This is a genomic window from Streptomyces monticola (genome assembly GCF_042665355.1).
Classification (GTDB): Bacteria; Actinomycetota; Actinomycetes; order Streptomycetales; family Streptomycetaceae; genus Streptomyces; species Streptomyces monticola.
This window is the reverse complement of record NZ_JBHTCF010000014.1, coordinates 180,718-193,341: the sequence shown is the minus strand read 5'-3', so window position 1 is coordinate 193,341 and position 12,624 is coordinate 180,718. Positions and strand designations below refer to the sequence as shown.

11 protein-coding genes and 1 pseudogene are annotated in these 12,624 nt (G+C 68.9%); 6 read left to right on the top strand and 6 right to left on the bottom strand.

Annotated elements, in window-relative coordinates; all coding sequences use genetic code 11:
- Positions 1–31: 31 nt before the first annotated feature.
- The 4 genes from ACFQVC_RS28785 to ACFQVC_RS28770 all read right to left on the bottom strand — a co-directional run bounded on the left by ACFQVC_RS28785 (position 32) and on the right by ACFQVC_RS28770 (position 3,637).
- Positions 32–796 (bottom strand): ATP-binding cassette domain-containing protein, encoded by a 765-nt coding sequence (locus ACFQVC_RS28785; RefSeq protein ID WP_381835976.1) that lies wholly within the window; start codon positions 794–796, stop codon positions 32–34.
- Positions 793–1,845, bottom strand: a complete 1,053-nt coding sequence (locus ACFQVC_RS28780; protein ID WP_381835974.1) for an ABC transporter permease — start codon at positions 1,843–1,845, stop codon at positions 793–795. Before ACFQVC_RS28780 ends, ACFQVC_RS28785 begins: the two co-directional genes overlap by 4 nt.
- Positions 1,842–3,008, bottom strand: a complete 1,167-nt coding sequence (locus ACFQVC_RS28775) for a sugar ABC transporter substrate-binding protein (protein ID WP_381835972.1) — start codon at positions 3,006–3,008, stop codon at positions 1,842–1,844. Before ACFQVC_RS28775 ends, ACFQVC_RS28780 begins: the two co-directional genes overlap by 4 nt.
- A 185-nt stretch (positions 3,009–3,193) precedes the next feature.
- On the bottom strand, positions 3,194–3,637 hold the full coding sequence (locus ACFQVC_RS28770) for a MarR family winged helix-turn-helix transcriptional regulator (RefSeq protein WP_381835970.1): 444 nt from the start codon (positions 3,635–3,637) through the stop codon (positions 3,194–3,196).
- Between the two features lie 127 nt (positions 3,638–3,764).
- On the opposite strand from ACFQVC_RS28770, the gene ACFQVC_RS28765 reads away from it, so the two are divergent.
- Positions 3,765–4,307 (top strand): phenolic acid decarboxylase, encoded by a 543-nt coding sequence (locus tag ACFQVC_RS28765; protein ID WP_381835968.1) that lies wholly within the window; start codon positions 3,765–3,767, stop codon positions 4,305–4,307.
- Between the two features lie 374 nt (positions 4,308–4,681).
- Here ACFQVC_RS28765 and ACFQVC_RS28760 read toward each other — a convergent pair.
- A pseudogene (locus ACFQVC_RS28760) lies at positions 4,682–5,347 on the bottom strand (Lrp/AsnC family transcriptional regulator); the annotation flags it as partial.
- 116 nt (positions 5,348–5,463) lie between these two features.
- Between ACFQVC_RS28760 and ACFQVC_RS28755 the strand changes: the two are divergent.
- Together ACFQVC_RS28755 and ACFQVC_RS28750 are read left to right on the top strand one after the other, a co-directional pair.
- The gene (locus tag ACFQVC_RS28755) at positions 5,464–6,891 is read left to right on the top strand and encodes an MFS transporter (protein ID WP_381835966.1); all 1,428 of its coding nucleotides are present in this window, start codon (positions 5,464–5,466) and stop codon (positions 6,889–6,891) included.
- A 96-nt stretch (positions 6,892–6,987) separates the two neighbouring features.
- Positions 6,988–8,202: a M20 metallopeptidase family protein gene (locus ACFQVC_RS28750; RefSeq protein WP_381835964.1), complete on the top strand. Its 1,215-nt coding sequence runs from the start codon at positions 6,988–6,990 to the stop codon at positions 8,200–8,202.
- A gap of 18 nt (positions 8,203–8,220) precedes the next feature.
- Here ACFQVC_RS28750 and ACFQVC_RS28745 read toward each other — a convergent pair whose 3' ends face one another.
- Positions 8,221–9,345 carry a 5-methyltetrahydropteroyltriglutamate--homocysteine S-methyltransferase gene (locus ACFQVC_RS28745; protein ID WP_381835962.1) on the bottom strand — a complete coding sequence of 375 codons (1,125 nt, stop codon included), beginning with the start codon at positions 9,343–9,345 and terminating at the stop codon, positions 8,221–8,223.
- Between the two features lie 256 nt (positions 9,346–9,601).
- Here ACFQVC_RS28745 and ACFQVC_RS28740 point away from each other — a divergent pair, with 256 nt between their 5' ends.
- Genes ACFQVC_RS28740 through ACFQVC_RS28730 form a run of 3 tightly spaced genes read left to right on the top strand, consistent with a single transcriptional unit; the run spans position 9,602 to position 12,620 of the window.
- Positions 9,602–10,900: an ABC transporter substrate-binding protein gene (locus ACFQVC_RS28740; protein WP_381835960.1), complete on the top strand. Its 1,299-nt coding sequence runs from the start codon at positions 9,602–9,604 to the stop codon at positions 10,898–10,900.
- Entirely contained in the window at positions 10,897–11,802 is a 906-nt protein-coding gene (locus tag ACFQVC_RS28735) for a carbohydrate ABC transporter permease (protein WP_381835958.1), read from the top strand. The genes ACFQVC_RS28740 and ACFQVC_RS28735 overlap by 4 nt, the downstream gene beginning before the upstream one ends.
- A complete protein-coding gene (locus ACFQVC_RS28730; protein WP_381835956.1) occupies positions 11,799–12,620 on the top strand; it encodes a carbohydrate ABC transporter permease in 822 nt (273 codons plus the stop codon). The genes ACFQVC_RS28735 and ACFQVC_RS28730 overlap by 4 nt, the downstream gene beginning before the upstream one ends.
- Positions 12,621–12,624 lie beyond the last annotated feature (4 nt).

Here is a 12,624-nt window from a genome sequence, read left to right as displayed (position 1 = left end):
GGCGTGTTGTCAGGGGCGTGGGGACATGCGTTCACGTCGCGCGGGACCTTCGGTACTCCTCGACCACCAGGTCGGTCAGCTCGCCCACCGACGTCTCCGACGTCCGCTTGTCGAAGGTGATCTCGCCGTGCTGGAGCAGGTTGATCCGGTCGCAGACCTCGAAGACCTGGGCGTAGTTGTGGGCGATGATGATGACGGAGACCTCGCCGCGGGCCTTGAGGTCGCCCACCAGGTCGAGGATGAGCGCCCCCTCCTTGGCGCCCATCGCGGCGAGTGGCTCGTCGAGGAGGAGGATCCTGGCCTCCGAGTAGACGGAGCGGGCCACGGCGATGGCCTGGCGCTGGCCGCCGGAGAGCTTGGCGACCTCGACGTCGACCGAGGGGATGTTCACTCCCATCTCGTCCAGGTGTTCCTGGGCGATCCTGCGCATCGTGCGGTTGTGCAGCAGCCGGGTGGGTCCGACCCGCTCCCGGTTCAGGAACATGTTGTGGTAGACGCTCAGTTCGTTGACCAGGGCCAGGTCCTGGTAGACCGCGTCGATGCCGAGGGAGCGGGCGTGGTCGACCGACTTGAGCACCACCTCGCGGCCGTCCAGCAGGATGCGGCCGGCGTCGGGGCGGTGGAAGCCGCAGAGGATCTTCAGCAGCGTCGACTTCCCGGCGCCGTTGTCGCCGACCAGGGCGAGCACCTCGCCCTTCTCCAGGCGCAGGTCCACGTCCCGCAGCGCCGTGACCGCGCCGAAGCCCTTGGCCACGTGTTCGACGGAGAGCGCCGGTGCCGGTGGCGTCGTGTTCATCGGCGGCCTGCCCTTCGCAGCCTGGCCAGGTGCACGTTGAGCACCATCGAAATGATGATTGCCAAGCCGAGGATGATGTTGAACGGGTTGGCGCTGATGCCGATGAGGTTGAAGCCGTTGCGCAGCTCCGCGAGCACGAGCGCGCCGAGCAGCGCGCCGGCGACCGTGCCGGAGCCGCCGGCCAGCGCCGTACCGCCGATGACCGCGGCGGAGACGGCGATGAGCATCGGGGCCGCGCCGTCCGCGCCCGCCGCGCTCGGGTCGATCGAGTCGACGCGGAAGGCCTCGAGGAGTCCGGCGAAGGCCCCGAGCGCACTGGTGACCATGAAATTGCCGATCTTGATGCGGCCGGTCCTGATGCCGGCCTCGCTCGCGCCGAGCGGGTTGCCGCCGGTGGCGACGGTGTGCAGGCCCCAGCGGGAGCGGGTGAGCACGATATGGAAGAACGCGACGATGACCAGGCACCAGATCAGCTCCGACCAGTCCGACTGCCCGAACCAGCCCGCAAGTCCCTGGGCCGCCTCGGGAATCGCGGCGGGGTAGGCGTGCGAGGTGGTCAGCATGATGCCGAGGACGAGGAAGAGCATGCCGAGCGTGGCGACGAACGACGGCACCCGCAGGACGACCACGATGAGCCCGTTGGCGAGCCCGATCGCGGCGCCGGCCAGGACCGAGCCGATGATCGCGACGATCGGGTACACGCCGTAGAAGTCGACCATGTAGTGCATCAGGAACGGCGACAGTGCGAAGACGCTGCCGACCGACAGGTCGATCTCCCCGCAGACCAGGAGCAGCACCACGCCCGCCGCGATGATGGCGTACGGCGCGGTCTGCTGCGAGAGGTTGACCAGGTTGTTGCGGGACAGGAAGTCCTCGTTGTTGGCCCAGAAGTACAGCAGCAGGCCCACCGCGACGATGAAGATGGTGGCCTCGCGGCGGACGACGAAGGCGTCGAACGCGAGGCGCAGCCGGCCGGGTTGCCGCTGTGGCGGGGAGCTGGGCCCGGGCAGGTCCCCGCCGATCGTGTCCTTGGCGGTGGTCTCGCTCATGTGTGGGCGATGGGTCCGGAGCGCTTGACGTACTGCTGCTTCGTGCTGGAGCCCTCATATCGGGTCTTCGTCGTCAGATACGGATCGACGGTGTCCTCGGTGACGAAGAGCAGGCCGGTGTCGGTGGTGCTCGGGATCACGAGGCCGCCGGACAGCTTGTACATCCACAGGTAAAGGACGGTCAGGAAGCCCTGGAGGTAGGGCTGTTGGTCGATGGTGAAGTCGAGGCTGCCTTCTTTGATCGCGGTCAGGGTGTTCGGGTTCATGTCGAAGCCGCCCGCGACCACGCCCTTGTTCTTGAGGTCGTATTTCTTCATCACCTTGCCGACGGCCTCCGTGGAGCCAGCGTCGACCGCGAACATCCCCTTGAGGTCCTTGTGGCCGCTGGCATACGCGTCGATGGTCGACAGCTCCTTGGGGAGCTCCGCGCCGCTGGCGACGGAGGTGAAATCGATGGCCTTGCCGGACGCTTTGATCGCGTCGGAGGCGCCGTCGATGCGCGGCTGGATGTTGAGGGAGCCCGGGGTGGCGATGAAGCCGACCGCGTCTCCGCCGTCCGGCATCAGCTCGGCGATGCGCTCGCCCATCTGGACCCCGGACTCGTAGAGGTCCTGCCCGATGTAGCAGAGCCGGCCGGTCCCCGGGTCGCCCTTCGAGCCGTCGGCGTTGTACGAGACCGTCGGGATGCCGGCGCTGAGGGCCTTGTCGACGGGCGACTTGAAGGCGTTCTTGTCGACGACCGCGACCGCGATGCCGTCGGCCTTCGCGGAGACGGCCGAGGTCATGGCGCTGACCATCTCCTGGACGCTGGAGTCCTTCGAGCCGGTCCACTGGAAGTCGGCGCCCAGCAGCGCGCAGGCGTCCTGCGCGCCGTACTGCGTCGGGGTGAAGAACGGGTTCGTGGTGACGTGGTTGACGAAGACGAACCGCCACTTCGGTGTCCTGGGGAAGTCGCCCGCGTCGCCGCCCGAGGACTCGTTGTCGCTCTTGTTGCTCGATGAGCAGGCGGACAGCAGTGCCGTGGCGGCGGCGGAGGCGCTCACCAAGCCGGCGCCGGTGAGTAAGCGCCGTCTTGCCAGACCGTGCAGGCCGAGCGTGTCGACGGCCTCTTCCACCGATGGATCGATCTTCTCCATGGCCACTCCGGCGCACTCGACCCGCATGGTCCGATATTTCGAACTGCGTTCGGGTTTTTGGTGGCCCTGAAAGTAGAGCCGGTTAGTGGGGCCGTCAAGGCATTGGTCCCGAACCGGCCGGTCGGCTGTCGCCCCAGAGTTCGTCCGCGGTCTTCATCGGCCGGAGGGGAACCCGGACCGCCCCGGCCGCACCGCCTGATCAACCAGCCCGTTCAATCAGCCCGTTCGACGCCCGCCGCAAGGCGGGCCAGGGCGGGCAGGGCGGCACGCAGCGCCGCGTGGTCGTCCGGGCCCAGGTGGTCGATGCCCTCGGCGAGGGCGCGGGCGCTGGCCCGGTCGTAGCGGGTGAGCAGGTCGGCGGCGCGGTCCGTCGCCGTGAGCAAGGCGGTGCGGCCCTCACCGGGGTGGGTGGTGCGCTCGACGAGGCCGGCGGTCCGCATCGTCTTGACGAGGTTGCTGACGGTGGACGGCGCGACGCGCAGCCGGTCGGCCGTCTGGCGCGGAGTGAGCGGCCCGTCGGCGAGCACTCGCAGCAGTTCGATCTGCGCCTCGGGCAGGTCGGGGAGGTTTTCGGCGGTGCGGGTCACGCGGACCACGGCGCGGCGCAGCGGGCCGAGGAGGCGGCTGAACTCGATGGCTGTGTCGGTGCTGTCCATGGCCTCATTCTGCACCGCCGCACTTCTTGGTTTTGCAACAAAATAGTTTTGTGACAAAATCAAAGCGTGGCGCCGAGAGGCCGGGAACACGACCGGACGCCGCAGGTACGGAAAAGGAAGCACCACCATGACGACCAGCACGACCGCCTACCCGACGACCGTCGAGAACCCCGTTCCGCCACAGGACCTGACCGGCGTCGTCGGCCACCGCTTCATCTACACGTACGCCAACGGCTGGCAGTACGAGATGTACGTCAAGAACTCGACGACCATCGACTACCGCATCCACACCGGCCACGTCGGCGGCCGCTGGGTCAAGGACCAGAAGGTCGACCTGGTGATGCTCACCAAGGGCGTCTACAAGATCTCCTGGAACGAGCCCACCGGCACCTCCGTGTGCGTCACCGTCGTCCCCGCCGAGCGGGTCCTGCACGGCGTCATCTTCTTCCCGGACTGGATCAAGGATCACGGCGAGCGCACCGTCCTGTTCCAGAACGACCACCTCGAGGAGATGCGCGCCTTCCGCGACGCGGGCCCGACCTACCCGATCTACGAGGTGCCCGAGTTCGCCCGCATCACGCTCGACGAGTACGTCGGCGAGAACGACGAGGACGTCGTCTCCATCGCCCCCGGCGACCTGCCCGCGGGCTGGTCCGACCGGACCAACTGACCGCCTGTATCGGCAGACGGTGCATGCGGCCCGGCCACCGGCGCCCGCACGGCGCGGCCCCGCTCGTCCAGGAGCCGGCCCATCCGCTTCACCGTCCGCAGACCCGTCAGCCAGCGCACCACCCGCACCCCCGGAAAGCGCTCCGCCAGCATCGTCGCGAAAGGGTGTGCGTCGGCCAGGGACGGGAGCCAGGCCGACACGAACAGATCGGCCTCGCCCACACACGTGGCGACCAGGCGGGTGTCCGCGCGCGCACTGAGCGCGCGGGCCGTCTCGTCGAGCCGGTCGGCGGGGACCCGCAGCGCAAGCACCGTCGGGACCGGCCAGCCCGCCGCCTCCCAGGCCACATCGCAGCGCACCGCGACCCGACCGGTGTCGAGGAGCCGGCGCAGCCGGCGACGCAGCGTCGGCTCGCTGACGCAGGCGGCCTCGGCGAGCGCCGCATAGGAGGCGCGGCCATCGGCCGAGAGGGCGCTCACGATGCGCTCGTCCACCGCATCGGCCGCGGTCTGCGGTGCCGGGGTCCGGGCAGCCGGCTGCGCCTCGCGCAGCCGGCGCGCCTGGGCCGGACTCAGCGCCCGCAGCCGCCACTTGCTGCCCTCCTTGTGCAGTCGCGTCACCCAGCACGTACTGGACTGCAGCAATCCGTCGACCCCGGCGAAACGGCCGAGCATGTAGTCGGCGAACGCATGCCGGTCGGCGGCCGCGACCGTGAGATGCAGGTCCCCGTCGCCGGAGACGATCTCGGCGGAGAGCACCTCGGGATGGGTGGCGAAGGTGCGGGCGATCTCGTTCAGTCTGCCGGGCGCGCAGACAGCGGTGACCAGTGCGTTCACCGGCTGGCCGAGCCGGCCCGCGAGGTCGGGGCGGTAGGCGGTCACCCAGGCCAGGCCCTCGTCGGACAGGCGCGCCCAGCGGCGGGCGGCCGTGGCGGGGTTGATGCCCAGGACGGCACCGAGCACGTTCCACGGCACGCGCGGGTTGATCTGCAGGGCGTGCAGCAGCTGCAGATCGGTTTCGGACACGGTGACGGATTCCATCCGCTGCAACGTAACAGGTGACGGATAACGGCCAGTTCGGCACCCGGCACGGCCTCTTGCCGCACGGTGGTCCCCAATTCCGGCTGCCCCGCCACCGCGCACCCCAGGAGCCCCGTATGTCCGTGTCCCCGCCACCCCCGACGTCGGCCGCGGCCTCGACAACCGCGCCGGCCCGGATCGGCGCCGTCGTCGGCTTCATGGCCTTCGTCGAGCTGACCAGCGGCATCTTCCAGGGCTTCGTGCCGCCGCTGCTGCCGTCGATCGCGGGCCTGCACCAGGTGTCCGCGGGCGACATCGCCCTCGTGACGAGCCTGCAACTCCTTGCCGCGGCAGTGTGCGTGCCGGTGCTCACCAAGTTCGGCGACATGTACGGGCACCGGCGGATTCTGCGGATCGCGCTCGGTGTCGTGGTGCTCGGCTCCCTGCTGGTGGCGTTCGCCCCGTCGTACGAGCTCCTGCTCCTCGGACGGGTCCTGACCGGACCGCTGTCGGCCTGGCTGCCCCTGGAGATCGCCATCACCCGCGACAAGGTGCACGGCGACGCGGGCCGCCGGGCGATCGGGCTGCTCGTCGGCTGCCTGATCGGCGGGGTGGCTCTCGGGTCGCTGATGGCCGGTCCCGCGGAGGATCTCCTGGGCGGGGTCCGCCCCGCGCTGCTCGTCCTCACCGTCTTCGCCGTCCTCGCCTTCACCTGCGCCGTATTCCTCATCCCCGAGACGTCGACGCGGGCCGCGCAGCGGATCGACGGGGTCGGGTTCGCGGGGCTCGCCGTGGCGCTGCTGCTGCTTCAGTACGGCCTGTCGCAGACGTCGAAACTGGGCTGGGGCTCGTCGACCGTGCTCGGGTGCCTCCTTGCCGGGCTCTCGGTGCTCGCGGCGTGGGCCTGGTGGGAACTGCGCACGGAGCAACCCGCCGTCGATCTGCGCGTCATCGGGCACCGCTCGATGTGGCCGGTACAGCTCGCCGCCATGCTGTTCGCCATCGCGCTGTTCGGCTCCCAGTCGCCCAACTCCACGTTTCTGGCGACGTCTTCGGGCGAGGCAGGCTATGGCTTCGGACTCGACACCACCGGCATCGCCCTGCTCACCCTGCCCAACCAGATCGCCTCGGTGATCGGCGCCTCGCTGCACGCCCGGCTCGCCGCCCGGATCGGCCTGCACCGCACCATCGCCGTCGGCGCCGTCCTGCTGGCCGCCGGCTACGGGGCACTGTGCCTGGCGCACGGCAGCGAGGCAGCCTTCGCGGCCACCGCCACGCTGGTGGGACTCGGTGTGGGCCTGATGTCCGGCGGTTTCCCCTCGCTGGTCGCCGAGCGTGCCCCCGCCGGGCAGACCGCGATCGCCGCGGGAATCTACAACACCGTGCGCTCCTTGGCCGGCGGCATCGCCGGCGGCCTGTTCGCCGTGGTACTCAGCAACGTCCTGCTCGCCAACTCGCCACTGCCGTCTGTGGGAGCGTATCGCCTGGTCTGGCTGACCTGCGCGCTGTCGGGCCTGGGCGCGGCCGGACTCGTCCTGTTCGCACGACGGCGCACCACCGACTGACCACCGCAGCACGCGAACGCCGCGGTCGCCCCCGCGACGTACGCCTCATGCTTCACGAAGACGTACGCCTCAAGCTCCACGAAAGGGACTTCACCCATGACCACCGCTCCGCTCCTGACGGAGTTCCGCGACCGCGCCGACGCCCTCGCCCCCGAACTCACCGCCCTGCGGCACGCGCTGCACCGTGAACCGGAGGTAGGGCTCCAGCTCCCGCTGACCCAGGCGAAAGTGCTCGCCGCTCTGGACGGCCTCCCGCTGGAGATCACCACCGGGCAGGCACTCGGCTCCGTGGTGGCAGTGCTGCGCGGCGGGCGGCCCGGGCCCGCGGTACTGCTGCGCGGCGACATGGACGCGCTGCCGCTCCAGGAGCTGGCCGACGTGCCCTACAAGTCGCAGATCGACGGTGTGATGCACGCCTGCGGGCACGACCAGCACGTGGCCATCCTGGTCGGCGCGGCCCGGCTGCTGTGCGAGCGGAGGGCCGATCTGCCGGGGACCGTGGTCTTCATGTTCCAGCCGGGCGAGGAGAGTTACGACGGAGCCCGGCACATGATCGAGGAAGGGCTGCTCGACGCCGCCGGCCAACCGCTCGTCGGCGCGTACTCGGTGCATGTGGGGTCGAACGGAGCGGAGTGCGGCACGTTCAGCGGCCGCGTCGGCACCCAGACCGCGGCCAACGCTGAACTCAAGGTGACCGTGCGCGGCAAGGGCGGCCACGGATCGACCCCGCACACGGCGGCCGACCCGGTGCCGGTGGCGGCGGAGATGGTCCTTTCCCTGCAGAACCTGGTGACGCGTACGGCGTCGGTCTTCGACCCGGTCGTCCTCACGGTCGGTCTCTTCCAGGCGGGTACGAAGCTCAACATCATTCCGGGCACGGCCGAGTTCGAAGCGACCGTCCGCTCCACCTCGCCACAGGCGATGGCCGACTTCCTGCCGCGCGCGGTCCGCCTGGTGCAGGGCATCGCGGACGGCTGGGGCATGACGGCGGACATCGACGCGCACGAGGCGTACCCGGCGATGATCGCGGCGCAGGAAGCGGTCGAGCTTGGCCACGAGGTCGTCAGTGACCTCTACGGCAAAGGGAGTTGGGAGTACGACGAGCATCCGATCATGGCGTCGGAGGACTTCTCCCGGGTCACGGCCGTCGTCCCGGGAGTCCAGCTCGGGCTGTCCGCGCGCCCCGCTGACGCGGATGGGGCGACGGCGCCTTTCAACCACTCCTCCTACGCGGTCTTCGACGACGCGGCACTGCCGAAGGGGGCGGCGGTGCTGGCCGGGATGGCTGCGCGGCGCCTCGCGGCAGGGTGACCCGCGCCGCCCGGATCCTCAGGTGCCGCCCCAGAGTTCGCCCGCCGTCTCCACCAGGAGGCGGAGTTTGGCGACCTGTTCGTCGTGTGTGAGGGCGTTGCCCTCGACCGTGGAGGAGAAGCCGCACTGCGGTGAGATGCACAGTTGGTCGGCGTCGATGTAGCGCGTGGCCTCCTCGACGCGGCGCTTGAGGGCGTCCTTGTCCTCCAGCGCGCCGCGCTTGGTGGTGACCAGGCCGAGGACGACCGTCTTGTCCTTGGGCACGAAGCGCAGCGGCTCGAAGCCGCCCGAGCGCTCGTCGTCGTACTCGAGGAAGAAGCCGTCCACGTCGAGCTGGGAGAAGAGTGCCTCGGCGACGAAGTCGTAGCCGCCTTCCGCGGCCCAGGAGGAGCGGAAGTTGCCGCGGCACATGTGCGTGGTGACGGTCAGGGAGTCGGGGCGGCCGGCGAGGGCCGCGTTGATCTGCTTGATGTAGCGCTCGTGCTGGTGCTCGGCGTCGCCGCCCTGCTCGGCCATCAGCTGCCGCTGCCGTGGGTCGTTGAGGTAGGCGAGGCTCGTGTCGTCGAACTGCAGGTAGGTGCAGCCGAGTTCGGCGACGCGGCGGACCTGCTCGGCGTAGGCGGCGCTCAGGTCGGCCCAGAAGGGCTCCAGGTCCGGGTAGATGTCGGGGTCGATCGCGGCCCGGCCGCCGCGGTAGTGGACCATGCTCGGTGACGGGATGGTGAGCTTGGGGACGTTGGTCGTGACCTGGGACTCAAGGAACCGGAAGGCATCGGCGAAGATCGTCTCGTCAAGGCGGATCCGGTCGTGCACCCGCAGGGCGGCGGACTGGAACTCCAGCTCGCCGCCCTCGTTGTAGAAGTGCACCGCGATCTTCTCGTCGGTGGGGCGGATGCCGCCGAGCCGGTAGATGAAGTCCATGTGCCAGGAGGTGCGCCGGAACTCGCCGTCGGTCGCCGACCGCAGACCCACGTCCTCCTGCATCCGGACCACGTCGCGCACGGCGTCGTCCTCCACCTCGCGCAGCCGCTCGGCGGAGATCTCCCCGCGGGCGTGCTCGTCGCGTGCCCGCAGCAGGTGCTCGGGTCGCAGCAGGCTGCCGACGTGATCGGCCCGGAACGGTGGACGGTTGCGGACGGCCACGGTGGCTCCCTTCGATGCCGATGATGCTCAACAGCCCTACACCCGGTGGGTGCAGGGGGCAAGGTCCAGGCGCGGGTGCGGCAAGTCCCCGACCGTGCCGCGCAGTTGTGTCGCCGCGCTGACGTGCTGACCTTCATCGCCGGCACTCACTTGTCGATTGGATTCGATTCGTCAACGACATTGACTTACGCCTGACCGGTGCCTACGTTGCTGCGTCGAAGCGCTTCGACATCCCCAACGCTCCCGGAGGCAACCGATGTTGAAGGCACGGAGAAAGGTGCGCCTGCTGGCCGCCGCCCTCGCGGGGATCATGTCGTTGGGTGCACTGTCCGCATGCGGTGCGTCCGGCGATGAAGGTTCCGGCGACACGCTGCGGCTTTGGCATTACGAGACGCCGGACAGCGCCATGGGCAAGGCGTGGAGCGAGGCCATCGCGGAGTTCGAGAAGAAGCACCCGGGCGTCAAGGTCAAGTTCGAGTCGAAGGGCTTCGAACAGATCCAGAAGACCGCGCCCCAGGTACTGAACTCCGACGAGGCGCCGGACCTCCTTGAGTACAACAAGGGCAACGCCACGACCGGCCAGCTCTCCAAACGGAGGCTGCTGACCGACCTCACCGACGAGGCGAAGAAGCGCGGCTGGGACAAGGCGATCCCCCCGACCGTCGCCGTCACCAGCCGCTATGACGACAACGGCGTGATGGGCTCCGGCGCCTGGTACGGCGTGCCCAACTACGCCGAGTACACGATGGTCTACTACAACAAGGAACTCTTCGAAGAGCATGACGTCGAGGTGCCGGCCACCGTCGCCGAGCTGGAGAGGGCCCTGGGCACCTTCAAGGACGCCGGGCTCACGCCGTTCGCCAACGGCGGCGCCGAGTATGTGGCCCAGCAGTACGTCTACCAGCTCGCCCTCTCCCAGGCCGACCGCTCATGGGTCGAGTCGTACCAGATGAAGGGCAAGACCGACTTCTCCGACGCCGCCTGGACCTACGCCGCCGAGACCTTCGCCGACTGGGTCGACAAGGGCTATGTCGCCAAGAACTCCAGCGGCGTCAAGTCCGAGGACGCCGGCGTCTCGTTCATGCAGGGCAAGCACCCCATGTTCTTCTCCGGCAGCTGGTGGTTCGGCCGCTTCGGCGCCGAGATCAAGAAGTTCGACTGGGACACGTTCCTGTGGCCGGAGAGCCAGCAGACGCTCGGCTCCGGCGGCAACCTGTGGGTGGTGCCCGAAGGCGCCAAGAACAAGGAGCTGGCGTACGACTTCATCGACATCACGATGAAGAAGGGGATCCAGAACACCCTGGGCAACGCCGGCGGGGTGCCGGTCGCCGCGGACGCCTCGGCCATCACCGACGCGCGGGCGAAGAAGCTCATCGAGCGCTACGACCAGCTCACCGGGAACGACGGCCTCGCCTTCTACCCGGACTGGCCCGCCAACGGCTTCTACGACACCCTCACCTCCGAGGTCCAGAAGCTGATCACGCAGAGCGCGAAGCCGGCGAACGTACTGAAGTCGCTCCAGGCCGAGTACGACGAGAATGTGCTGCAGGAGTGACGCGCAACAGCAGCCCGGTGGAACGCTCGTATGCGCTGTTTCTGCTTCCCGGCGCGCTGGCGTTCCTCGCCGTCATCGTCGTGCCGTTCCTCATGAACACCGGGATCAGCTTCACCGACTGGTCCGGGGTCGGCACCCCGACGTTCACGGGCCTGGACAACTACGGGAAACTCGCCGGCGACGAGGACTTCTGGGAGTCCTTCCGGCACAGCCTGGCGATGGTGGTGGCCATGGCGCTGCTGCCCACGGCGATCGGCCTGGTCCTGGCGTCCGCGCTCTTCGACGTCGTCGCCAAGCACGCGGGCAGCCGGTGGGCAGCCGTCCTGCGCGCCTGCTTCTATCTGCCTCAGGTGCTGCCGATCGCGGTCGCCGGCATCGTCTGGAGCTGGATCCTCGCCCCTGAGGACGGCTCACTGAACGAACTGCTCGGCGCCGTCGGCTTGGACGCGCTGCAGCAGGACTGGCTAGGCGACCCCAACTGGGCGCTGTACAGCGTCATGGCCGTCATGGTCTGGGTGCAGATCGGCTTCCCGCTGGTCATCTTCATGTCCGGGCTGCAGCGCCTCGACCCGGCGCTGCACGAGGCGGCCGAGCTGGACGGCGCCGGCTGGTGGCGACGGTTGTGGCACGTCACGCTGCCGCAGCTGCGACCGGAGATCGCGGTGGTGCTGCTGTGGTGCACGATCGCCGCACTGAAGGTCTTCGGCATGGTGTATGTGCTGACGGGCGGCGGGCCGGGTGGGTCCACGAACGTCCCGTCCTACTTCGCGTACCAGAACTTCTTCGAGAACTTCCAGGCGTCGTACGGGGCCGCGGTCTCGACCGTTCTCACCATCCTCATCATGGTGCTTGCCGTCGTCGCGCTGCGCCTGCAGACCAGGGCGGAGGACGAGGCCGGATGAGCGCCGTCAGAAAGTACCCCGTGCTCGCGGCCCTGGTCCTGGGGGCGGTGTTCATGGTGCTGCCCTTCCTGGTGGTGGCCGTGAACGCGGTCAAGTCACCGGACGAATACTCCTCCGACGGCCCGCTGAGCCTGCCGGACGGCATCTACCTGGACGGCCTCGCCGACTTCTGGGCACGCGTCGACTTCGGCGAGAAGCTGTGGAACTCCGTGCTGATCTCCGGCTCGGTGGCGGTTTTTGCCGTGGTCCTGTCCGTCCTGAGCGCGTACGCCATCGGCATCGGACGGATCAAGGGGCGGACGTGGGTGCTCGCGTTCTTCGTGCTGGCGAACATGCTGCCGCAGGAGTCCCTGGTCTACCCGGTGTATTACCTGGCCAAGGAGTTCGGCCTCTACGACACCAGGCTCAGCGTCATCATCGTGTTCACCGTCATCCAGTCGGCCTTCGGCACGTACTTGCTCGCCTCGGTGCTCTCCGGCTTTCCGCGGGAGATCATCGAGGCCGCGCGGATCGACGGGGCCACCAAGTGGCAGGTGCTGTGGCGGGTCGTGGTGCCGGTCAGCCGGCCCACCATCGGCGTGCTGATGGTGCTGTTCTTCATCTGGACCTGGAACGAGTTTCTGCTGCCGCTGGTGATGCTCGTATCCGACGACGTCCAGACCGTGTCCGTCGCCCTCGGTCTGCTGCAGGGGCAACGCGACATGGACGCCACGATGACCAATGCCGCCGCGCTTCTGGGCGTGCTGCCCGCCGTCGCCTTCTTCCTCATTTTCCAGCGGACGCTGACCCGCGGCATCGCCGTGGGCGCGGTCAAATAACTCC

Excerpts from the sequence above, each read along its gene's own strand:
- ACFQVC_RS28755 (WP_381835966.1), top strand. The coding sequence starts at position 5,464 with ATGTCCGTGTCCCCGCCACCCCCGACGTCGGCCGCGGCCTCGACAACC.
- ACFQVC_RS28775 (WP_381835972.1), bottom strand. The coding sequence starts at position 3,008 with ATGCGGGTCGAGTGCGCCGGAGTGGCCATGGAGAAGATCGATCCATCG.
- ACFQVC_RS28770 (WP_381835970.1), bottom strand. The coding sequence starts at position 3,637 with ATGGACAGCACCGACACAGCCATCGAGTTCAGCCGCCTCCTCGGCCCG.
- ACFQVC_RS28730 (WP_381835956.1), top strand. The coding sequence starts at position 11,799 with ATGAGCGCCGTCAGAAAGTACCCCGTGCTCGCGGCCCTGGTCCTGGGG.
- ACFQVC_RS28750 (WP_381835964.1), top strand. The coding sequence starts at position 6,988 with ATGACCACCGCTCCGCTCCTGACGGAGTTCCGCGACCGCGCCGACGCC.
- ACFQVC_RS28740 (WP_381835960.1), top strand. The coding sequence starts at position 9,602 with ATGTTGAAGGCACGGAGAAAGGTGCGCCTGCTGGCCGCCGCCCTCGCG.
- ACFQVC_RS28765 (WP_381835968.1), top strand. The coding sequence starts at position 3,765 with ATGACGACCAGCACGACCGCCTACCCGACGACCGTCGAGAACCCCGTT.
- ACFQVC_RS28780 (WP_381835974.1), bottom strand. The coding sequence starts at position 1,845 with ATGAGCGAGACCACCGCCAAGGACACGATCGGCGGGGACCTGCCCGGG.
- ACFQVC_RS28785 (WP_381835976.1), bottom strand. The coding sequence starts at position 796 with ATGAACACGACGCCACCGGCACCGGCGCTCTCCGTCGAACACGTGGCC.